This window comes from Actinomadura sp. 7K534, from assembly GCF_004348575.1.
In the GTDB taxonomy this organism is placed as follows: Bacteria; Actinomycetota; Actinomycetes; order Streptosporangiales; family Streptosporangiaceae; genus Spirillospora; species Spirillospora livida.
The window spans coordinates 1-22209 of sequence record NZ_SMKB01000021.1; the positions used below are offsets into that span (position 1 = coordinate 1).

General features: G+C 70.2%; 15 protein-coding genes and 4 pseudogenes. 13 read left to right on the forward strand and 6 right to left on the reverse strand.

The window, feature by feature from the left end; translation table 11 throughout:
• Positions 1 to 26 precede the first annotated feature (26 nt).
• From E1266_RS06950 to E1266_RS06965, 3 genes are all read right to left on the reverse strand, one after another.
• Complete coding sequence (locus E1266_RS06950; RefSeq protein WP_132044950.1) at positions 27 to 1031, reverse strand: IS3 family transposase; 1005 nt, start codon at positions 1029 to 1031, stop codon at positions 27 to 29.
• Between the two features lie 29 nt (positions 1032 to 1060).
• Positions 1061 to 1489, reverse strand: coding sequence for a transposase (locus tag E1266_RS06955; protein ID WP_132044952.1), 429 nt, complete (start codon positions 1487 to 1489; stop codon positions 1061 to 1063).
• Between the two features lie 782 nt (positions 1490 to 2271).
• Entirely contained in the window at positions 2272 to 2628 is a 357-nt protein-coding gene (locus E1266_RS06965) for a VOC family protein (protein WP_132044954.1), read from the reverse strand.
• A gap of 154 nt (positions 2629 to 2782) precedes the next feature.
• On the opposite strand from E1266_RS06965, the gene E1266_RS06970 reads away from it, so the two are divergent.
• Complete coding sequence (locus E1266_RS06970; protein ID WP_132044956.1) at positions 2783 to 5572, forward strand: LuxR C-terminal-related transcriptional regulator; 2790 nt, start codon at positions 2783 to 2785, stop codon at positions 5570 to 5572.
• Between the two features lie 653 nt (positions 5573 to 6225).
• Positions 6226 to 6555 carry a hypothetical protein gene (locus E1266_RS37815; RefSeq protein ID WP_165965962.1) on the forward strand — a complete coding sequence of 110 codons (330 nt, stop codon included), beginning with the start codon at positions 6226 to 6228 and terminating at the stop codon, positions 6553 to 6555.
• An 18-nt stretch (positions 6556 to 6573) separates the two neighbouring features.
• Here E1266_RS37815 and E1266_RS06975 read toward each other — a convergent pair.
• Positions 6574 to 6678 (reverse strand): annotated as a pseudogene (locus tag E1266_RS06975) (2,3-dihydro-2,3-dihydroxybenzoate synthetase); the annotation flags it as partial.
• A 330-nt stretch (positions 6679 to 7008) separates the two neighbouring features.
• Positions 7009 to 7614 (reverse strand): annotated as a pseudogene (locus tag E1266_RS06985) (septum formation family protein); the annotation flags it as partial.
• A gap of 149 nt (positions 7615 to 7763) precedes the next feature.
• On the opposite strand from E1266_RS06985, the gene E1266_RS06990 reads away from it, so the two are divergent.
• From E1266_RS06990 to E1266_RS39290, 5 genes and pseudogenes are all read left to right on the forward strand, one after another.
• Positions 7764 to 7949: a hypothetical protein gene (locus tag E1266_RS06990; protein ID WP_132044962.1), complete on the forward strand. Its 186-nt coding sequence runs from the start codon at positions 7764 to 7766 to the stop codon at positions 7947 to 7949.
• A 928-nt stretch (positions 7950 to 8877) separates the two neighbouring features.
• Entirely contained in the window at positions 8878 to 10890 is a 2013-nt protein-coding gene (locus E1266_RS06995; protein ID WP_165965963.1) for an NB-ARC domain-containing protein, read from the forward strand.
• Positions 10891 to 10934: 44 nt separating this feature from the next.
• Positions 10935 to 12305 (forward strand): FAD-dependent monooxygenase, encoded by a 1371-nt coding sequence (locus E1266_RS07000; RefSeq protein ID WP_132044966.1) that lies wholly within the window; start codon positions 10935 to 10937, stop codon positions 12303 to 12305.
• Positions 12306 to 12414: 109 nt separating this feature from the next.
• A pseudogene (locus tag E1266_RS39285) lies at positions 12415 to 13230 on the forward strand (helix-turn-helix transcriptional regulator); the annotation flags it as partial.
• A gap of 141 nt (positions 13231 to 13371) precedes the next feature.
• A pseudogene (locus tag E1266_RS39290) lies at positions 13372 to 13983 on the forward strand (PP2C family protein-serine/threonine phosphatase); the annotation flags it as partial.
• A 37-nt stretch (positions 13984 to 14020) separates the two neighbouring features.
• On the opposite strand, the gene E1266_RS07010 reads toward E1266_RS39290, so the two are convergent.
• A complete protein-coding gene (locus E1266_RS07010; protein ID WP_132044968.1) occupies positions 14021 to 14839 on the reverse strand; it encodes a class I SAM-dependent methyltransferase in 819 nt (272 codons plus the stop codon).
• A 201-nt stretch (positions 14840 to 15040) separates the two neighbouring features.
• Here E1266_RS07010 and E1266_RS07015 point away from each other — a divergent pair, with 201 nt between their 5' ends.
• The 6 genes from E1266_RS07015 to E1266_RS07040 all read left to right on the forward strand — a co-directional run bounded on the left by E1266_RS07015 (position 15041) and on the right by E1266_RS07040 (position 22072).
• Positions 15041 to 15835: a HEAT repeat domain-containing protein gene (locus E1266_RS07015; RefSeq protein WP_207945468.1), complete on the forward strand. Its 795-nt coding sequence runs from the start codon at positions 15041 to 15043 to the stop codon at positions 15833 to 15835.
• Between the two features lie 1031 nt (positions 15836 to 16866).
• The gene (locus tag E1266_RS07020) at positions 16867 to 17388 is read left to right on the forward strand and encodes a cupin domain-containing protein (RefSeq protein WP_132044970.1); all 522 of its coding nucleotides are present in this window, start codon (positions 16867 to 16869) and stop codon (positions 17386 to 17388) included.
• A 14-nt stretch (positions 17389 to 17402) separates the two neighbouring features.
• Complete coding sequence (locus E1266_RS07025) at positions 17403 to 18548, forward strand: DegT/DnrJ/EryC1/StrS aminotransferase family protein (RefSeq protein WP_132044972.1); 1146 nt, start codon at positions 17403 to 17405, stop codon at positions 18546 to 18548.
• Between the two features lie 29 nt (positions 18549 to 18577).
• Positions 18578 to 19189, forward strand: coding sequence for an NAD(P)H:quinone oxidoreductase (wrbA, locus tag E1266_RS07030; RefSeq protein ID WP_132044974.1), 612 nt, complete (start codon positions 18578 to 18580; stop codon positions 19187 to 19189).
• A gap of 146 nt (positions 19190 to 19335) precedes the next feature.
• Complete coding sequence (locus E1266_RS07035; RefSeq protein WP_132044976.1) at positions 19336 to 20922, forward strand: class I adenylate-forming enzyme family protein; 1587 nt, start codon at positions 19336 to 19338, stop codon at positions 20920 to 20922.
• A 109-nt stretch (positions 20923 to 21031) separates the two neighbouring features.
• On the forward strand, positions 21032 to 22072 hold the full coding sequence (locus E1266_RS07040; RefSeq protein ID WP_132045022.1) for a methyltransferase: 1041 nt from the start codon (positions 21032 to 21034) through the stop codon (positions 22070 to 22072).
• Positions 22073 to 22209: the final 137 nt, after the last annotated feature.

Genomic DNA, 22209 nt, shown 5'->3' on the forward strand with positions numbered 1-22209 from the left:
CGGAACCTGTCAAACCGGATGAGACGTCAGGCCACGTGGGTGGTTTGTGGCTTGTTGTCGGTCTGGGGTTGGGGTGGCGGGTTGATCCAGACCTTGTCCGGTAGCGGGGGCGGTGAGGGGCACCGGCCTCGGAACCGTTCGGGGTGGGCCCGAAAGGCCGCCTGCAGGGTGGCGGCCCGGCGGGCCTGGACCTGGATGGCGGTGCCGTCGTGGACGGTCGCGGGCGTGTGCATTCCGATCCCGGAATGGCGATGTTCGTGGTTGTAGTAGGCGAAGAAGTGGCTGCAGAAGCTGTTGGCGTCCTCGATCGAGCCGAACCGTCCCGGGAATGCCGGGCAGTATTTGAGGGTCTTGAACTGTGCTTCGGAGTAGGGGTTGTCGTTGGACACGTGCGGGCGGGAATGGGACTGGTCGATGCCCAGGAGGGCGAGGAGTCCGGTGACGGTGTTGGAGGTCATGGCCGTGCCGCGGTCGGCATGGATCGATCGGGGCGCCACGCCGCCGTTGGTGATGATGGCGTGCTGGATGAACTCCTTGGCCAGGGTGCCGTTCTCGGTGGGCCAGATCTCCCAGTGCACGACTTTGCGGGAGAAGATGTCGATGATGACGTACAGCAGATAATGCACGCCGCGCACGGGGCCTTTCAGTTTCGTGATGTCCCACGACCACACCTGGTCGGGGCCGTCGGCCTGAAGTTCGGGCTTGACGGTCGCCGGACGCACGGCCTGGGCGCGCCGCTCACCGGTCTGGCCGCGCTCGCGCAGCAGCCGGTACATCGTGGCCTGCGAGCACAGGTACACGCCCTCGTCCAGCAGAATCGCCCACACCTGCGCCGGTGACTTGTCGACGAACCGGGCCGAGTCCAGCACCGCCAGCACCCGCTCGCGTTCGGCCGCCGACAGCTCGGCCGGATGATGGAACGGGCGGCGCGGCCCGAGCCGCGGCGGGCGGGGATTGCGGTGCCGGTGCAGAGTCGAGCGGGATTTCCCCAGGATGCGGCATGCCCGGGCGGTGCCGAGCAGTTCCTCCATGCCGGGCAGGTGGTCGTCGATGACCTGGTTCAGTTCTCGTCGGAGTCCGCGCTGCTTGAGATGTCCTGCAGCAGCGCGAATGCTTTTCCCGCGATGTCCAATGCGGTTCGGGTCTTGTCGAGTTCACCCGCGAGTTTGGCGTTGCCGGCTTCGAGTTTGGCGGCTTCGGCCTTGAGTTTCTTGTTCTCGGCCTTCAGGCGGGCCAGTTCCTCGGCCTCGGGGCTGCGTGCCGGCTTTCCCGACGTGGCTGCCAGGGTGCCTTCATCGCGTTGTTTGCGCCAGTGCTCGATGTGGGAGTGGTAGAGCTTTTCGGCACGCAACAGGGCGCCGCGTTCGGGGCTGCCCTCGGGCAGCGCGTCGTAGGCGGCCAGGATCCGGGCCTTGTAGGCCTTGGTGAACGTCCGGCGCTTGGGCCGGGCGGGCCTGCCCGGCTGCTGGTCGCCGTGTTCGTCGGTCACCCGACCATCCTGCCGTGTCGTCACGGCGGCCTGGTCGGCGAGAGTCATCGTCACTGCGCTGTTCGTCCTGTCTCGCCCTGCTTGGTATCAGAAGGACTCGTTCGTCCCTTGTGTCACAGCAGTCTGACAGAGAGGGGGTGGGCGTGGGTTCCCAGGCGAATCCGTCCGGGTCGGTGATGGGGTCGCTGCCGCCGACCAGCACGAGTCGGTGCGAGCCGGTGCCCTCCTGGTCGACGCCGGTGTCCTTGGCGAGGGCGCGGCGCGGGTAGAGCGCCAGTGCGACGGTGGACGACGGGGTGTCGAACTCGGCGTACTTGCCGCCGAAGCTCTTGGCGACGGCCAGGCCGCGGTCGACATAGAACCGCTTGCTCGCCTTGACGTCCGCTACGCCTAGCAGAAGCGTGACCTGGTCGAATTCGGGGGCGGCGGGCGCGGAGTCCTTCTTCTTTGAGGACGCGACCTTGCAGATCGTCCCGTCCGGGGTCTGGATGACGCCGCCGTAGCCCCAGAACGACTTCGTGGCGGGCTTCAGCGTCGTGGCGCCGGCGTCGAGCGCGGCGGCGATGAGGGCGTCGACGTTGCCGGGCTGGGACGTGACGAGCGACAGCGCGAAGCCGCGGAAGCCGGTGGTCGGCTCGTCCGAGGGGCGGACGTTCACATAGGGCGCGAGACCGAAGGTGTCATAGAAGGTCTCCGCGGCCGTGGGGTCGGCGACTTCCAGGGTGATGGATTCGAACGAGGTCATGGTGGTTCCTTCTGGTGAGGTGGTCCGGCGGTGGTGCTCAGCGGTCCTGGATCAGCCCGAGGACGTTGCCGTCCGGGTCGGTGACGGCGGCGACCAGCCGTCCGCCGCCGACGTCGTGCGCGGCCTCCTTGACGGTCGCGCCGGCGGCGGTCAGTTCGGCGACCTTCGCGTCGATGTCCGGCACGTGCCAGTAGGCCACCGGCGAGGTCATGTCCCGGGGGCCGCCGGCCGGGACCAGCCCGATGTGCTGACCCCCGACCTCGAACCCGACGTAGTGGGACGAGTCGGTCTGCGGCGCCTCGCCGAGCAGGGCCGCGTACACCGCCTTGGCCTTCGCCAGGTCGCTCACGGGGTGCAGCACGGTTCTGATTCCCTGGACGGGAGATCCGCTCATGGTCGCTCCTGGAGTCGTGGGCCGCATCGGCCCGTTGTTCAACTGCTCATAGCCTCGCTTCAGGCTCAGGCCGGCCACATCCGTAGCGCCTACGGAACCGACTACGGATCGCTGACACGGACCGCGCACGGATGGCCTGCGACAGAATGGGACAGTGACCGCGAGCGTGGACGTTTCTCCCCGTGAAGCCGAGGTGTTGGAGCTGGTCGGGGACCATCTCAGCAACGCCGAGATCGCGGCGCGGCTGTTCATCTCGGTCCGCACGGCCGAGAGCCACGTCTCCGCGCTGCTGCGGAAGCTGGACGTCCCGGACCGGCGGGCGCTCGCCGCGCAGGCCGCCGCGAGCCGCCGCGCCGTCGATGCGTCGCATGCCGTGCCCGTCCTGCCGGCTCCGCTGACCTCGTTCGTCGGCCGGGCGAGCGAGCGGGCCGAGCTGACCAAGATGATCGGTGAGCACCGGCAGGTGACCGCGGTCGGGCCCGGCGGTGTGGGCAAGACCCGGCTCGCGCTGGCGGTGGCGGCGGACGCGGCCGGCGTTTTCGCGGACGGGGTGTGGTTCGTCGATCTGGTGCCGGTCAACGATCCGGGGATGGTCGCGGACGCGGTCGCCGGGGCGCTCGGTCTCGGCGAGCAGCCCGGCCGCGGTATGACCGAGTCGGTGGCCGTGGCGCTGGCCGACCGGCATGCGCTGCTCGTGCTGGACAACTGCGAGCAGGTGCGGGACGGCGTGGCGCTGTTCGTCGAGCGGCTGCTCGCGGCGTGCCCCGGGGTGACGGTGCTGGTGACGAGCCGGGCCCGGCTGATGGTGCCGTTCGAGCGGGTGTACCAGGTCCCGCCGCTGTCGCTGTCCGACGACGGCGAGTCGGACGCGGTCGCGCTGTTCAAGGAACGGGCGACGGCGATCGGCTGGCCGCTGGATCCTCCCCTGCACGACCACATCCGCTCGATCTGCGAGCGGCTGGACGGCATGGCGCTGGCGATCGAGTTGGCCGCCGCCCGGTACCCGACGCTCGGGCTGGACGGTCTCACCGCAGCCCTGTCCGAACCGCTGCGGACGCTCACCGGCGGCTCCCGCGCCGACGACCGGCACCGTTCGGTGCGGGCGGCGATGGACTGGAGCCACGCACTGCTGGAGCCGTCCGACCGTGAACTCCTCCGGCGCGTGTCGGTGTTCGTCGCGCCGTTCACCGCCACAGCGGCGGCGGAGGTGGCCGGGGCCGGGGAGGGCGTCATCGCCGACGGGCTGGCCCGCCTGGCGGAGCAGAGCCTGCTGGTCGTGCGGGCGTCGTCGAGCGCGACCGAGTACCGGGCGCTGGAGACCATCCGCCAGTACGGGGCCGAGCGGCTCGCCGAGGCCGGTGAGCTGGCCGATGCCCGCACCCGGCACCTTCGCTGGTCCCTGGCCGCGGCCGCCGGCCTCGCGGTCGGCGGAACGGACTGGCGGCCCCGGTTCGACGCCGTCGCCGACGACCTCCGCGCCGCCCTGGCGTGGGCGGCCGACGAGCCGGAACACCGCGCGGACGCGTTCGACCTCGCGCGGCACATGGCGGAGCTCGCCTTCACCCGCAATCTGGTCGGGGAGTCACAGCAGCGGTACGAGCAGGCCGCCGCGCTCGCCGGCGACCCGGCCACCGCCGCGGCGATGCTCCGCCATGCCGCCGCCGTCGCCGGGTGCCGCATGCACGGCGACGACATGTACCGCCTGCACCGGGCCGCCGCGGCGCACGCCCGCCGGTGTGGCGCCGCCACCCGCGCTGCCGCCGACCTGGCGACCGCCGCGACCACCGTGTACCGGTTCTCGGGCACGTTCGTCCGGACGCCGTCCCCGGACGAGGCGCTCGCGCTGATCACTGAGGCGCGGGAGGACGCGAACGACGACCCCGCCGCACTGGCGGCCGTCGCGCTGGCCGAGGTCGCATCGGCCGCCGACGCGTTCGGCGCCGACCAGGACCCGCACGACGACGTGGTGACGGAGACGCTCGCGCGCGCCGAACGCGCGGTCGAACTCGCCCACCGCACCGGCGACCCACCCGCCGAGTCCGCCGCGCTCGACGCGCTCGCCGCCGTCCAGAGCTGGGCCGGCGACGCGTTCGCCACCGCGGCCACGGCCCGGCGCCGCGTCCGCCTTCTGTCGTCCGCGCCGACCACGCCCGCTGTCACCCACGAGCTCGTCCAGGCGCTCGGCGAGGCGGCCCAGACCGGTATCGGCGTCGGGGACCTGCCCGGCGCCCGCCGTTGGGCGAGGCGGCTCGCCGACCACCCGTCCCTGGCCGAAGTGGGGCACCGCGCGACGAGCTGGCAGCTGGTCGCCGACGCGCTGGCGGGCGACGTCGGCGACGTGCTCACCGGCGCCGTCCGGTTCCTTGACTCGTGGCGGCGCAGCGGCAGCCCCGCCTGGCCGGACCTCGAACCGGCGGTGACCGCCGTCGCGATGGTCCACGGCCTCCGCGACGACCAGGACGCCCGGCTCGTGTGGAACACGGTTCTGGAGCAGTTCGGCGCGTCCCCGAACCGGGTCCACGGCTACGGCGCGGTCTTCGACGCGATGCCGCTGCTCCACAACGGACAGGCGTCCGAAGCGCTGGAGCGGATGGCTCCCGAACCCGGCGAGGTGTGGAGGTGGGTCACCTGGATCTGGCACCACTGGTATGTGGCCTTGCGCGCGGAGGCCGCCGTGCTCGCGGGAAGCCCCGACGCCCGCCACCGCTTGGCCGACGCCCGCGAACTCACCACCGGCAATCCCGTCGCCGGTGCCATCGTTGAGCGGGCCGAGGCACTACTGGAGGGGGACCCGACGCGGCTGCTCGCCACGACGGACGCGTTCGACGCCGCCGGTTGCCACTACCAGTCGGCCCGCACCAGGATCCTGGCGGGCGGCGAGCACGCCCTCCGCGGAGCGGCCGTACTCGCCGACCTCGGTCTCGCCCCCATGGCCGCCCGGTAGCCGGCCGATCGCCGCTCGTAGCCCCTGGTTCGGACGCGGTGGTCGTGGTGCTCAACCCGTCTGCCAGGGGTCTATTCGCGTCACCTGCCGAACGCTGTTCAGTGTTGGGTCTGCGTCGGTGGAGGATCCGGGTGCCGGCGGATGGTCACGTCCGCGCTTCGCGGCGTTTGGCCTTTTTGGGCTGGTCTGGTGAGGATTCGGCGACCTGTGAATGGACTGCGCTTGGGTTCGGTACGGGTACGTCTCGTGGCATGGGCGAGCTCATAACGAGGGGACAAAGGTAAGGGCGGCGGGCTCGAAGACAAGTTCCCGTGGCCCGTTGGCTCTGGTGGTGTGTTGGGCGGGTCGGGCATACGCGACGGCGACGTCCCGCTCGGCTGTATCGGGTGGGGCCCCACGATTGTGGGGGAAGAATGAGAAGAAATCAGATCGCGGGGATGGTTGCGGCCGTCGCGCTTATCGCGGGCGGTGGCGGGGCGTGCGGGTCGGATGATCCTGCTGCCCCGCCCGAGCCGTCTCGGACGCCTGCGGAGAGTTCGGCGAAGCCGCACGAGCCGACGTCGCAGGAGCCGACCCGGACGCCTGAGCCTACCCCGCAAGACACCGATGACCGGCCTCTCCCCGAAGAGTGCAAGCATCCGGCAGGGGCGAGCGTGCGGCAGAGCTGTATCGAGGAGTTCGGGCCGGAAGGTGTCGGCACGGTTTCGCCGGTTCCCTCGGAGCGGGATCGAAACGGCGACGGCATTGAGGACTCTGTGGAGGAGTCGGAGCCGCCCCAGGAGCAGGGGCCGGGGGAGGAGCCGGAGCCGACTCAAGACGAGGAGCCGACGGACGTGCCCGAGTCGACGCAGGAGGAGGAGCCTACGGAGGAGCCGGAGGCGACTCGAGACGAGGAGCGGGTGCCGCCGAAGGAGGAGCAGATCGAGCAGTGCATTGAGCAAACCGGGTCGCCCGAAGCATGCCGGGAGAAGATCGATCCTTGAGCGGCCGTGTGTCATCGGGCAGCCGATGTGGGCGTAGATGCCGGTGATGACCAGCTGGTCGCGGTTCAGGTCGGCGAGGGGTGGGCGCTGGAACGCGCTGTATCGCCATTTGGTCAGCACGATGCCTGACACGCGAGAGTACTCGCTGTTGCAAAGTACTTCGCGAGAGCGAGGTGCTGGAGGCGTCGAGGACTGCGGCGCAGACCTCGGCCTCGGGGTCGCTCCCTAGTGGCAGCCGGTAGAGCCCGCGCTCACCCCGCGAATGCCCGGTTCCGCGATGACGGTCATGTAGTCGCTCAGTGGCCTGTTCGTCATGGCGAGGGCTAGCAAGAGAGCCGAGGAAAGGGTTCCGGTAACGGTCTGCTTACTAGGAACGCTCCGGAAAGAGAAGGACCGCGACCAGGAAGGCGACCAGCAGCACGGGCACTGCCAGACCGATTCCGTTCTCCGCGGTCACGATCGCTCGAGTTCGGGCACCAGTGAGCGGGACAGCCGCCCCTTCCGGCTGGTGACCAGGCAGACGACATGTCGCTGGCCTCGCGCCCATTCCAACTCGTCCGGCCCCGTGTAACGCAGCAGGAGGTCCTTCGGCGGGTCAGTGCCGAAGACCTTCCGCGCCCGCTCTGCACAGAGGGTGAGAACCTGGGCGTGGTCCGGGTATTTCTCCTGCTTCAGCGTTATTCTCGCGAACACCTGGACCTCGTGCTTCTGGTCGCAGTCGACGAGTTCCACGCTGCCGGAGTCGCTCCATGTCCCGACGCAGTCACCGGCGGCGAGTTCCGAGGTCATTCGCGGCGCATTGGCCAGGACGTACATCTTGGCTCCGTCCGAGTAGCGGAGAAGGCACGTCACCGTATGATCGCCGCCCTCCCACGCCCTCCGGTCGGGGCGGTCGACGACCAGCGTGAACTCGTCGCCGCGTCCGTCCTCGTACAGGGACGAGGCCTCGCGCCGGCAGGCGCTTTGCGCATCGGCTGCCAGGCGCTCCTCACCGGGGTACCGAACAGCGGGCAGAACGGGCACGGCCAGGACCTCGCCCTGGTGGGGGGCCTCGCACGGCGCCGCCTGCGCGAAGACCTTCGCTCCCTCGCGCCGGAAACCGACGAAGCAGTCGTCCCACCGACAACGCGGACGCCCGCGGCCCTCGGGCTTCTGGGGCGCGGACTTCCCCGTTCCCTGCCGTGACGCTCAGAAGTACCGCGCCCGCCGTGAGCCAGGCCCCGGACATCACCAGAGCGGCGACCGCCCAACCTCGGCCCTTCCCACCGCGCCGGCCCGTCTGGACCAGAGCGGCGACGGCCAACCCGATCGCGGGCATCGCCAGCCCCACCGCCCCGGTGATCGCCGCGGCCACGGCCCACCGGTTCGTCCGGCCCCGCTCGGGCTGCGAGTGATCCGGAGGCTCTGCAACGTTCTCACTCTCCGGTGGCCGCGTCACGGGAGGAAACCTACGGCAGCAAGATCACAAAAAGGCCGCACGGCATCGAACTCGGCGGTGCTCCGGAGGGAGTGAGGCGCTGAGCGGCTGAACCGGTTGCTCGGGCTGCTCACACAGGCCGCACTCGCGTGCGCCGCGACGGCGGTGTCGTTGAAAGCGGGCTCAAAGGTCGGCGTCCGGCACGAACGTGTGGTCAAGCGGCGCGGACCGCCTTGTTGATCGAGGGTGTGCGGAGGGCCGGACTCGATGGGCCTGGTGAACACGCCTGCCAGCTCGCCGACTGGAATGATCTTCGAGATCCAGACCGCCAGGTCCGAGTCTGCCGAACGGCGACCCGCCCTCTTGCGATGGACGGCCCCGGCCAGGAGGCCGTCACCGCCCGAGGTTGCGCGGGTGAGGCTGTGCGGGGCAAGTAATGGCGTAAGTGGCATTTACGGGTTTCGGACCGAGCACGGTCCGCAGTCGAAAATGCAGACCGCGAGGACGCTCGGCATTCATCGGCCCCCGGCGGATTCTCCTGCAGCTGTCTTCCGGGACCTGCCACCGCCACCCGGGGCTGTGACCACATCGGGCCACCTTGTCGAGGGCGACTTGGGTGGGGAGCCCTTCACGGGGTGTTGCTGCTGGTGGCTCATGTGTTGGGTGGGGGTTTTCGTGAAGTCTGTAATGGTTCTTCCTGATCGGAGATCGGTTTCCGAATATGCCTTATTGTTGCGGGCCGTCTGGGTAAGGTTGTGCGTCGTCGTGGCGGGTGCGTGGGGGGTGAGGCGGTCGTGGCTGGAGCCGGTGTGCCGGGGAAAGGCAATCTCGTTCCTCAGAGGACCGCTCTCGTCGGTCGGTATGCCGAGCTCGCCGAGGTCAGGGGGCTGTTGGACGCAGGGCGCATGGTGACGGTGTCCGGGGTGGGCGGTGTCGGCAAGACGCGGGTCGCCGTGGAGGCCGCGCGGGAACTGGAGGGACGGTTCCGTGACGGCGCGTGGGTGGTGCCGCTGTCGGGTCTGCGGGACGGATCGCTCGTGGGCCACGCGATCGCCCGCACCCTGCGAATCGTCGACCAGACCGCGCGTCCGCAGCTCGACGTCCTGGCCGGTCACCTGTCCGGCAGGCGGCTGCTGCTGGTACTGGACACCTGCGAGCATCTCCGGGACGCCTGTGCGGGCGTGGTAGACGTCCTGTTGAAGGCGGCGCCTGGATTGCGCGTGTTGGCCACGAGTCGTCAGTCCCTTGGCGTCAGCGGTGAGCGGGTACTGGAACTCGCGCCACTGGAGACGGCGGACACGGTTCCGCGGCCCGCGGCGGTCACCCTGTTCGAAGACCGTGCCGCCTCGGCAACGGGTGATTTTGTTGTCGGCGATGGCAACCGGCGTACCGTCGTGCGGCTGTGCCGCCGGCTGGAGGGACTTCCGCTGGCCCTGGAACTCGCCGCCGGTCAGCTGCGGCGGCTTTCCCTGGAGCAATTGTCGGATCGGCTGGACGACCGGTTCGAAATGCTGGTGGACGGTACCGCGGATGTGTCCGGGGAAGTGTCGCGGCACGACGCGCTGCGTACGACGGTCGGCTGGAGTCATGAGCTGTGCACGAGCCAAGAGCGGCTGTTGTGGGCTCGGCTGTCGGTCTTCGCCGGGGACTTCGATCAGCGGGCGGCCGAACACGTGTGCAGCGACGGCGTGCTGCCCGTGGACCGCGTCTCGGGGACGCTGGCGGCTCTGGTCGACAAGTCGATCCTTTCGCGGATCGGAGACGGCGCGGACGTCCGGTACCGGCTGCTGGACACCTTGCGTGAGTACGGCGCGGAATGGCTCGGTGAGCTGGGCGAGCAGGAGAGTGTGCGGGGGCGGCACCGCGATTGGTATCTGCGTGTGGTCGAGCAGTGCGAGGCCGAGTGGTTCGGCGCCGGGCAGAAGGAGATCTTCACGCGCCTGCTCAGCGAGCACGCCAATGTGAGCGCGGCCCTGGACTACTGCCTCACCACTCCCGGCCAGGCGCGAACCGGCCTGCGGATGGCCGGGGCCCTGGGCTTCTACTGGGTGGGCTGCGGTTTCCTTGCCGAAGGGCGGCACTGGCTGGATCGGGCACTCGCCCTCGACACGGACGTCACCCGGGTACGCGCCAAGGCCCTCTGGGTGAACGGCTACATCGCCATCAAGCAGGGTGAAACGGATGCCGCGACCGCATACCTGGAGGCCGGTAGGGCGGCGGCCGTGCAGATCGGCGACCCGGTGGCGTCGGCCAATGCGGTCCATCGGCTGGGCTGCGTCGCGCTGGTGACCGACGATCACGCGCAGGCGGCGACTTTCTTCAAGGACGCGCTGGCGGCCTATGACTCCCTCGGAGAGCTGAACACCAGCGTGATCATGGCGCGCGCCGAGTACGCCATGACGGTCGCGTTCCAGGGAGACCTGCCCTTCGCCGTCGAGTTGTGCGAAGGGGTCCGCGCGATCTGCGAGGAGCACGGCGAGCAGTGGGTCAGGGCCTACGCGCTCTACGTCCTGGCCTTCGCGGCCTGGACCGGGAGCCGGGCGGAGGAGGCCACCGGCCTCGCCCGGCAGTGCGTGGACACCAGCCGGACCTTCAATGATCTGGTCTGCGCGGTGTTGGGCATCGAGCTTCTCGCCCTGTTCCACGCGGCGAGCGGCCGTCCACGGGACGCCGCGGCCCTGCAGGGGGCGGCCGGACGCATCTGGCGGACGGTGGGGCTCCCGCTGTTCGGTTCCGCGTATTTCAACGCCCCGCACAACGAAGGCGAGGCGCTTGCTCGGCAGGCTCTAGGCGACGAGGCATATGGGCACTTCTTCGAGCAGGGGACGGGCCTCGATCTCGACCAGGCCGTCGCATTCGCGATGGGGGAGCGCCCGAGTGCTCTCCCACTCGCGGAAGCCTTCGATCGCCGCCGCTGACGTCCTGGTGAACGCCCCTTTCCGCACCCCCGAGGAGGAAGACCATGACGCAGCGCCGTGAGCATGCCGTTGTCGTCGGCGGCAGCCTGATGGGGTTGCTGGCGGCCAGAGTCCTCACCGACCACTTCCCCCGGGTCACGTTGATCGAGCGCGACCGTTTCGCGGAGGCCGTCGGGTCCCGTCCCGGTCTGGGGCAGGCGCGCCATCTGCACGTGCTCTGGAGCCGGGGAATGGAGATCGCGGAGCAGCTGTTCCCCGGGCTGGAGGACGAGCTGCTCGCCGCGGACGTCCCGGAGGTCCGGGTGCCCGCCGACATGCTGTGGCTGACCTCCGCCGGATGGCGGCGCCGGTTCGAGTCGACCCGCCTGCTGACCTTCAGCCGGGACCTCCTCGACTGGACGGTGCGCGCCCGGCTGGCCAAGACCGGGAACCTTCAGATGCTGAGCGGGCACGAGGTGACCGGGTTGCTCGCCGACGCCGGGGCCGTCACCGGGGCCGTCACCGGAGTCGAGGTGCGCGAGCGGGGGACGGCGGAGCCGGGCGAGCCGATCACCGCGGACCTGGTCATCGACGCAACCGGGCGCGCCTCGAAGACCCCCGCGTGGCTGGAGCGGCTCGGCTACCCGGCCGTCCGGCAGACCCTGATCGACCCGCTGCTGGGATACGCCAGCCGCACCTACGCCGTCCCCTCCGGGTTCGACCCCGGCTGGAAGGCGCTCTACCTCCAGGCCGACCCTCCGCAGGGCACGCGCACCGGCGCGCTGTTCCCCCAGGAGGGCGGACGGTGGATCGTCAGCCTCTTCGGCGTCGGCGAGGACTACCCGCCCAACGAGGCCGGCGGCTTCCTCGACTTCGCCAAGAGCCTGCGCAGCCCGGTGCTCTACGAGGCGATCCGCGACGCCGAGCCGCTCACCCCCGTCGTCGGCTACCGGCGCACCGAGAATCATCGCCGTCACTACGAGCGGATGCGGGCATGGCCGAAGCGGTTCCTCGTCTCGGGAGACGCACTGTGCGCCTTCAATCCGCTCTACGGCCAGGGAATGACCGTCGCGGCGAAGTCCGCGCTCACGCTGGACGCGTGCCTGCGGGCGGACGAGGACCTCGACGGGCTGGCGCGGCGCTTCCACCGCAAGGTGATCAAGAACGCCAGCGGTCCGTGGCTGGTGGCCACGGGGGAGGACCTGCGGTACAGCACGACCCGGGGCGCCACGGCCGGTCTCCGGACCAGGATCCTCAACCGTTACGTGGACCGGGTCCAGCATCTCGCCAACGTCGACCCGCGAGTATGCGACCGGTTCGTCGACGTGCTGGCGCTCACCGCCCAGCCCCAGTCCCTGTTCCTGCCAGAGGTGCTCTGGCGCGCCGCCACCACGCGCACGCGCCCGCCCACCGGACCCGACGACCTCATCCCGTGAGCGGGACGCGATTCAACGTGCGAGGAGCACGCGATGCCGCCGCAGACGCCTTCGGAGGTGGGAGGTGACCGCTGATCGTCCGGGATCGAGTTCGACGGTGCTTCGCATCATCCTCGGCGCACAGCTGCGCCGCCTGCGGGAGGCGTCCGGGCTGAGCCGCCACGAGGCCGGGGATCGCATCCGGAGCTCGGAGTCGAAGATCAGCCGGATGGAACTCGGCCGGGTGGGCTTCAAGGAACGGGACGTGGCCGATCTGCTCACCCTTTACGGTGTGGCCGAGCAGGGCGAGCGGGACACGATCCTGGAGCAGGTCCGCCAGGCCAACACGGCGGGATGGTGGCACCGGTATCACGACGTCCTGCCCAACTGGTTCCAGACTTATGTGGGGCTCGAGGAAGCGACGTCGCTCATCCGGACGTATGAGATCCAATTCGTCCCCGGCCTGCTGCAAACCCCCGACTATGCGCGCGCGGTCATCCGGCTCGGGAATCCGGACGCGTCCGCCGCCGAGATCGAGCATCGGGTCGAACTGCGTTTGCGCCGCCAGGAGCGACTCTCCGGGCCCGATGCCCCTCGGCTGTGGGCCGTCATCGACGAGACGGCGCTGCGCCGGCCACTCGGCGGAGCCGAGACGATGCGGGGCCAACTCGAGCACCTCATCGCCATGTGCGCGCGACCGAACACCACGATCCAGGTCATGCCGTTCCGTTTCGGGGGCCATGTCGCGGAGGGCGGCGCGTTCACCATTCTGCGCTTCCCCGAGCCCGAACTGCCGGACGTGGTGTACCTGGAGAACCTCACCGGCGCGCTGTATCTGGACAAGGCGGAGGAGACCGAGAGCTACCTGCAGACGATCGAACGGCTGTGCGTGGACAGCGCCACTCCGGAGTCCACTCCCGAGGTCCTCTTGGACCTCCTGCGAAAGGAATATCAGGCGCCGACGGCGACTACGGCCTCTGCGCAGCGAGGCGGCACGGTGCGCACGCAGAGTTGCCTGGTTCCGGCGGCGACCCGGGTCCGCGGCGATTTCCATGCCGTCCTGCCCACGCCTTTCGGCACCCGGATCCTGATCGGGGACGTGCTCGGTACAGGCGGATCGGCCCAGCAGACGGCGGCCGCCGCACTCGGCAACTTCCGGCAACTGGCTCCGAATGAGCCGAATCTGCCTGGGTTGGCCGAGCGGATGCACTCGGTCCTCGCTCCGATGCTCACGGACGACGAATTCGTCACCGCCCTGCTGCTCACCTTCCGCGAGGACTGCGCCGAAATGGTGTGCTGCGGGAACCCGCCGCCCCTGCTGTTGAGAGAGGGGCGGGTATCGCCGATCGAAGTCCTGCCCGCCTATCCGCCGCTGACCCTGCTCGACCTCGGCGGCCACTGGTGCGAGACCACGACAGTGCCACTCCACCAGGGTGATCGCCTGCTGCTGCACACCTACGGTCCGATGCAGGTGCGCGACGAGCAAGGCCACGCCTATCCGCTTGCGGAAAGGGCGGCCGCACTGAGCGCGGACGGTCCGGCCTCGACGCTGGAGAATGTTCAGGCCGACCTGCTCGATCACGTGGTGGACGGTCCCAACCTCCCGATGACACTTCTTCTGGCGAACCTCGAACGACCAACTACGCAACCCGTCGCCGACAAGGCGGCGGTGCACTGGACGGCGCAAGTGAATGACTGACCGTCCGCCGGCTGGAGACCTGGCCAAGTCGTAGGGGCTATTCCTTGATTGCTTGCAGTGTGTAGCTGGCGGCCAGGCGTTCGGGGTGGTGAGTTAGGCGCCATTCGCCGGTGTCGTCCCTGGTCATGTGTCCGGGAATGGCCTGCCAGGGGACGCTGTCGTGCTCGGTGAGGCCGGTCAGCCGCATTCCGGCCGTGAGCAGCGCGGTGATGGTCTCGCCGAGTCCGTGGTTCCATGTGTGGGTGAGCGCGTGCGTGAAGCTCGTGTCTGTCTGGACGTAGGTTCCCGGCTCTTCGAAGATCACCGGCTCGGCGGTTTCGAAGTAGGGGTAGCCCAGGACGGGCGGGCTGGCGGTCTCGTCCAGTGCCAGCAGCATGGGGTGGCCCTCGCGGAGGAACAGGCGGCCGCCCGGGCGCAGCAGGTCGGCGACGACGCGGGCCCATCGCACCACGTCCGGCAGCCAGATCAGGGCGCCGATCCCGGTGTAGACCAGATCGAAGCTTTCGCGGCCGAAGACCTCGACGGCGTCGTAGAGCTCCGCGTGGTGGAAGTCGACGGTGCTGCCGGTGGCGGTGGCCAGTCGCCGCGCCTGGTCCAGCGCGGCCGCGGAGAAGTCCAGGCCGCTCATCGTGGCGCCCAGGCGTGCCAGGGACACGGTGTCGGTGCCGATGTGGCATTGCAGGTGCACGGCGCGCAGCCCGGCCAGGTCGCCGAGGCGGGGGCGGTCGAACCGGACGACGCCGCTGAGGTGCCCGGGGTCGTCGATGAACCGGTCGAATTCGTAGTCGGGGGAATCGGCATGTGCCGGGGCCCGCTCGTCCCAGTTGGCCCTGTTGATCGCCACGTAGTCGTCCACAGCAGCACTGTGCCAGCGCGCCACGCCCTCACCGAACGAATATTCGCCGGCACCGGTACGGCAGCACCTCGCTGCTGCCCGTATCGCGTGCACCCTTCTCAGATCCGAGTACGCGACCCGCGGCGTGATCGGATGCCCGGGGGCGCTACTGCCGATTTAAGCGATGTTCTCGGCGAAACCGGTCGCTTAGGATGCCGGGTCATGGCGATGTTAGTGCACCTGACCTCGGCGGCGAATGCGCCGCGGATCCGGCGGTCCGGGATCCGTGCGGAAGGCCGCGGGCAGGGCGGTGCACGCGGGGTGTACGTCTTTCCGGTGCTGCGGTCGTACACCCTCACCCATCAATGGCTGCGCGAGTTGGCCCGTTTCGGTGGCCGGGGACGGCTGGTGGCCGTTCACGTGCGGCTGGACGACGCTCAGCAGGTCCTGGCCGGGCATTACGCCGAGCGGGCACGGGACGCCCAGGTCGCCGTTCCGGCGGCGGAGGCGGTCCGGCGGATCGCGGCACTTGAGGACCCCCGTGGATGGGAGGTGTTCGTCCCCCGGGCGATCCGGCCTCGCGAGGTGCACAGGATTCGTGCCGTGCCGCAGGTGGTCGGCTGGCGGTACCGGCCGGGCGCGCACGGCATGCGCCCATGCACCTGCCTGGGGTGCCGGGAGCGCGGCGGCTACGGAGCGCGGCGCCTGCTCGAACGGTTGCCGCACCCGATGGACGGTCCGGCGCCACCGGTCAGGGAGCTGCTGGCGAAGATCGCAGCGGCCGGAGACCCCGGAGACCCGGCCGCGCTGCGAGAAGCGCTGCGGTGGTTCGGCACGCGTCGGCGCGGTCCGCTGCCGGAGCTGACCCACCTCGCCGGCCACCCGGACCCTCAGGTGCGGGAGGGGCTGGTGTTCGCCGTCGCCCACTGGTCCACCCCCGGCGTCGCCGAGTTGCTGAGCGGCCTCGCCGACGACCCGCACCCGGACGTCCGGGAGGCCGTGGAGATGGTCCGCTAATAGCGCTGACGGCACTGGGGGCCGGGCCGATTCCGGGCCGTGCTGCGCCAAGACCTGCTCCACCGCCTTCGACCGCAAGGACCGCGTCGACCTGCAAACCGCGCCCCCTTAATCGGCCTGTCCCCGCTTCGAATACTTTGCGCCATCCGCAGACAAAAGCGTGCCTGAAGCCCGCACATGGTGCCGAGCCGGCAGAGCATCATCAGTCCGTTAGCAGGATGGTCAGGGCAAGGCTCGACTTGTTGTCGCCGTTCAAGCAGGTAGCTCTTTATTGTAGGCGTTGTATAATTGCAAGAAGCATTTTTGATGCGGTAAGGCATAAACTGTTGGACGTCGCCGCCAGGGTCAATCCAGTGATCGTTCTACGTCGCTGGGGGAGGCGGGCATCGCAGCGCCGTTCGGGGTGACGCGAGGTGTGGGGAGACCCCGCGGAAACCGGTGCCGCGGCCGGGGTGGCGGCCTCGGAGGACGTGATCCGGCGATCGGCAGTGGTCGCTCAGCGGCCTCGGTCGAACGGTCCCGTCGCGTTGCTATGCCCTCTGACCTGGTCATTCACGCGATCGGTGTCGCCCGGCCAGTCGACGTCGTCGAGGCTGGGCCGACGGGAGCCGGCGTGGGCGACTGGTCGTCGGCGGCGGTCGAGGGTTGACAGGCAGGGGGCGAAGAACTTATATCTAGACTTACTCGCCCCGATTCCACCCACTTGCCCGGCTTCCGCTTTTGGAAGATCACCGGATGATCGGGACGGCGAAACTTCGCCCCGCGGTACCGCGGGAGCCGGGGAGCGATCCCGACCGGAAGTCGCAGACCTCCGCAGGTCACGTGACCTGCGATCACGGTTTACCGGCATTTCACCTGCGCACGCTCTTTCGGTGCGCTCTCCGGTGTTATTCGACGACGCGTCCGATGACATCGCCGCGCCCGCGCCGGGGCGCGGTGCCGGCGCGCGCAGAAGGTCGATCCAGTGTCACGGGTGCGCGGGCACCCCCGTCTCGAGTCGGGTTTTCCGCAGACGACAGGAAGCGAGTCGCATGAGTGGCCTTATTGTCCCCCCAGGTCAGGGACGAAAGCTCAGCACGAAGGCGCAGGAGATCACCTTCAAGGTCACTGCGGCGGACGGCTTCGTCATCTCGACGTTCGAGGTGGTGGTGCCGCCCGGGTTCGACGTGGGCGCCCACGTCCACCAGCACGCGCAGGAGTTCTTCTACGTCTTGGAGGGGGAGATCGACCTGCTGGCGTTCGAGCCGGTCGAGCGCACCGGGGAGGACTGGCGGGACTGGAAGTCCCCGGCCGGGGACGGGGTCGTCCGCGCGGGCCCGGGCAGCTGCATGTTCGTCCCGCCCGGCTGCCCGCACGCGTTCACGAACGCCACCGACGAGCCGGTCCGCATGCTGTTCCAGAGCTACCCGTCGCCCGATCACGAACGCTACTTCGAGGAGATCGCGGAGATCTTCTCCAGCGGCCGCTCCGTCGACTCCGGCGCGGTCGAGCGGATGCGCGAGCGCTACGACATCAGCCAGATCACACCGCTTCGCTACGGAAGCCCGGCATGACGGGAGGTGACCCGATGGACGCGATTCCACTGGTGCACGCGAGCCTGGGGGAGCGGGAACTGGCGGCCGTCAAGGAGGTGTTCGCGTCCGACTGGCCGGCCGGCCAGGGGCCCCGCGGCAAGGCCCTGGAGCGGGAGCTGGCCGAGCGCTTCGGCGTCGCCGACGCGGTCGCGCTGAGCAGCTGCGCGGCCTCGCTGCACCTGAGCCTGCTGGCGCTCGGCGCCGGGCCGGGCGACGAGGTCATCGTCGCCGACTACACGTTCCCGGCGCCCGCCCATGCCGTGCGGTACGTGGACGCGGTGCCCGTCTTCGCCGACGTCCGCGCCGACACCGGCACCATCGACCCGCAGGCCGTGGCGGACCTGGTCACACCCCGGACGGTGGGCGTGATCGCGGTGGACACGGTCGGCCTGCCCGCCGACTACGCGGAACTGCAGGCGATCGCGGACCGCCACGGGCTGTTCCTCATCGAGGACGCCGCATGCGCGGTCGGCGCGACCTACCAGGGCCGCCCGGCTGGGACGCTGGCACCGGTCGCCTGCCTCTCCTTCCACGGACGCAAGGGCATCACCAGCGGCGAGGGCGGAGCCCTGCTCACCACGGACCCGGCACTCGGCGGCGACGTGCGGCTGCGGTCGTCCTTCGGCATCGGGAGCATCGCCGAGCAGGCGCGGGTCATCGGCCTGCCGATCCCCGAGTTCACCGAGATCGGCTTCAACTACAAGCTCTCCGACATCGGCGCCGCGATCCTCCAGGTGCAGCTCGGCCGGCTCGACGAGCTGCTGGAGCGCCGGAGCGCGGTCGCGGAACGCTACGCCGAACTCCTCAAGGACGAGGAGCACGTCACGCTCCCGCACGTGCCGGCCGACCGCACCCACGCCTGGCAGTCGTACATGGTGACGCTGGAACCGGGCGTGGACCGGGCGGGCGTCGCCGCCGACCTGCGCGCCCAGGGCATCGGCTGCGGGCACGGCACGTGGGCGAGCCACCTGCAGCCCGTCTACAAGACCGACCAGACGTGCCCGGTCTCGGCGGACCTCTTCCGGCGCAACCTCGCCATCCCGATGCACGCCGAGCTGACCGACGGCCAGGTCGAAAGGGTCGTGGGAGCCCTGCGGACCGCGCTGCGCGCCCACGCACGTCCGCACCCGGCGCGGTGACCGCGCGCGTATCCGGAGAGGAGACCGACATGCGGAGTGTGAACGCCGCGATCATCTACTACAGCTCGACCGGCACCGTGCACGCGCTGGCGTCGGCGGCGGCGGAGGGCGCGGAGAAGGCCGGGGCGCAGGTGCGGCTGCGGAAGGTCCCCGAGCTGGCCCCTCCCGAGGCGATCAGCGCCAACCCGGCCTGGGCCCGGCACGTACAGGACACGGCCGACGTCGCCGAGGCCGCCTTGGACGACCTGGAGTGGGCCGACGCGGTGCTGTTCGGCACCCCCACCCGTTTCGGCAACCCGGCGATGCAGCTCAAGGCGTTCATCGACACGACCGGCGGGCTGTGGCGGCAGGGCGGCAAGCTCGCCGACAAGGTGTACTCGGCCTTCACCTCGACCGGCACCGCGCACGGCGGGCAGGAGTCCACGATCCTCGCGCTGGGGAACGTGTTCTACCACTGGGGCGGCATCATCGTGCCGCCCGGATACACCGATCCCGTCCAGTTCGAACTCGGCAATCCCTACGGGACGTCCCACCGGGCCGCCGACGGCGCGCCGGGCGACGTCCCGCTGCGGGCGGCCGCCTACCAGGCCAAGCGCGCCGTGGACGTCGCCGCCGCGCTCAAGGCCGGCCGCGCCGGCTGACGACTCCCTGCACCTCCCGTCCCTGTACCTCCCGATCCCGGGCCCGCCGCACGTCCTCCGCGGCGGGCCCGTCAACTCCCCACGACCGAAACGCGCGGGCGCGGCCCGGACGACGCAGCTGAACATCGCAAGGGAGTCAGTCCCCCATGAAGCGTTCCATCGCCTACAGATCGGTCCAGAAGCGCGGTCTCCACATCGGCCTTCTGCCGGAGATGGCCGCGGCCGTCAACGCTTCCACGCCGATCGACCTCGACCACGACCTGGACGTCCTGCCCGGCGCGGGCAGGCGCATGACGGTCACCGACTTCGCCGACCACATCCGCGACCTGGCGGCCCGCCTCTGGGCGGCCGGTGTCCGGCCGGACGAGCACGTCGTCCTCTACAAGACGGCCAACGCCGACGCCTGGATGCTCGGCGCGGCCACGTCCCGCATCGGGGCGATCCCCGTCATGCTGTCGCCCTCGCTGGACGCCATCACCGTCGGCGCGCTGCTCAAGCGGCTGGGCCGGCCGAGCCTGCTCACCGACGGGCGCACGCTCGACGCGCTGGCCGAGCTGCCGCTGGCGGACCTCGTCGAGCGGACGCTGATCGTGCGCGGCGACCGGCCGGGTGCGCTGTCGCTCGCGGACTACGCCGGGTCGCCCGACGTCGCCCCGCGGGTCCGGCCGATCGACGCCGCCGCCGTCATCACCCACACGTCCGGCACGACCGGAATCCCCAAGCTCGTCGTGCACACGCCCCGCACGCAGGCCGTGCGGCTCAGGCCGCAGTGGCGGCTCCTGTCGCTGATGCGCCGCAAGGAGACCGTCGCGATCCACATCCCGTTCGTGCACTCCCGGATGGTCGCCGCGATGTCCCTCGCGCTCCTCCAGGAGATGCCGGTGCTGCTCATGCGGGAGGGCTCCCTCGACCACGTCGCCGAGACGTTCCGCGAGCACCGGCCGGGCTTCGTCGAGGCGCTGCCCAACTCGCTCATGGAATGGGAGGCGCTGACCGACGACCCCCGCAGGCCGTTCTCGTCGGTGCGGTACTTCAGCAGCACCTTCGACGCCATCCACCCCCGGACGATGAGCCGGCTGCTCAGGTCGTCCGCGCGGCGCGGGGCGCTCTACTTCCAGATCTACGGGCAGAGCGAGGTCGGCCCGGCGGTCGGCCGCGCCTACTTCCGCCACTCCGCGCACCGCACGAACGGGCGCTGCGTCGGCTGGGCGATGCCGCGGGGCTGCGCGAAGATCCGCCTGGTGAGCCGGGACGGCCGGCCGGTCTCCGAGGAGAACCCCGGCTACATCGAGGTCGCGTGGAGCGGGCTCGCGAAGACCTACTTCGCGGAGCAGGACCGGTACGACGAGAACCGGTTCGGGGACTGGTGGCGGACCGGGGACGTCGGCTACCGCACCAGGCTCGGCTGCCTGCACATGCTCGACCGCGAGGTCGACATGATCGGCGGGGTGCAGAGCTCGCTGGAGGTCGAGGACCAGGTGCTCGGCAGGCTGGAGGAGCTGAGCGAGCTCGTCGTCGTCCACGGCCTGAAGTCCGAGCCGATCCCGGTGGTCTGCACCACCGACGACGCGCCGCTGGACCGGGACCGCTGGCGCGCGGCCGTCGCCGGCTTCCCCCAGCTCGCCGACCCGATCCAGATCCCCCGGGCCGAGCTGCCGCGGACCGGGACGCTGAAGGTGCAGCGGCTCGCGCTGTCCCGCCGGCTCAAGGAAGAGATGAAGGACCGGGCGTGACCCGGATCGACCCCCCGCGACCCGCCCCCGGCGACGGCGGCGGGAAGACCGACTCGAAAGGGCCAGTGCAATGACACCGGAAGCCACGCTCGCGCGATTCCGCGAATACATGGTGGGACCGACGCGGTTCATGACGCTGCTGTCCTGTTTCGAACTCGGCATCATCGACGCGCTGCGGGAGCGGCCCGGCATGACCGCCGCGGAGCTCGGCGACGCGGTCGGCGTGAAGCCGGACGCCGTGGAACAGCTCCTGTTCCTGCTGGTCAAGGAGGGCTTCGTCGGGTACGGCGGGGCCACCGAGGAAGGCCGCGGCTACTCCCTCGACGCGCTCGGTGCCGTCCCGGAACGGGATCTGAAGCGCGCGCTCGCCTACATGAACATGATCAAGGTGGTCGCGCTCAGGCAGCTGTTCAACCTGACCGAGAGCGCGCGGACCGGCACGCTCGTCGGCCTGAAGGAGCTCTACGGGGCCGAGGGAACGCTGTACGACGCGGTGGCCGAGCATCGGGACCTGCGCGAGGCGTGGGCGAAGCTGATGGACACCGTCACCGCCAACATCGACCCCTGGTTCTTCGGCAACATCGACATGCCGTCCGGCGCACAGGTGCTCGACCTGGCCGGGAACACCGGGCTGGGGGCCGTGCACACCTTCCAGATGAAGCACGTCCCCGGGATGCGGGTCACGACCTTCGACCTTCCGGAGAAGGAGAGCGAGTGCCTGGAGAACTTCCGGGCCCACGGCGTGGCGGAGCACTGCTCGTTCATCGGCGGCAACGTCTTCGACGGGATCCCCGAGGGCTTCGACGTCGTCCTCATCAAGCACTTCCTGGACATGTTCGACCGGGACGCCGTCATCCAGATCCTCAACGGCGTCCACAAGTCGCTGCCGGTGGGCGGGCAGGTCAACATCCTGGTCCCCGTGTATCCGGAGGACGTCACGGAGACCGACAACCACAACGTCGACTTCTTCCCGGCCTTCTTCATCGGCTGCACCATGGGCCAGGGCGGGCCGCAGAAGCTCTCCACCTACCGGAGCTGGCTGGAGGAATGCGGGTTCGAGGTGACGAGGACGGTCACCAAGGACCCCGCGGAACTGCCGCAGGACGTCATCCCGGTGCCGGCCGTCCTCTCCGCGGTCAAGACCGCGTGAACACCGGCCGGCCGTAACCCGGGGGCGGCCCCTGAGATCCGGAGACACGGCGTCCCGCGCTCCGCGGGGCGCCGTGCCGGTCCCGGCCGCCCTCCGCCGGACGTCCGCGCGCCGGACGCGGACGCCCGCGCGCCCGG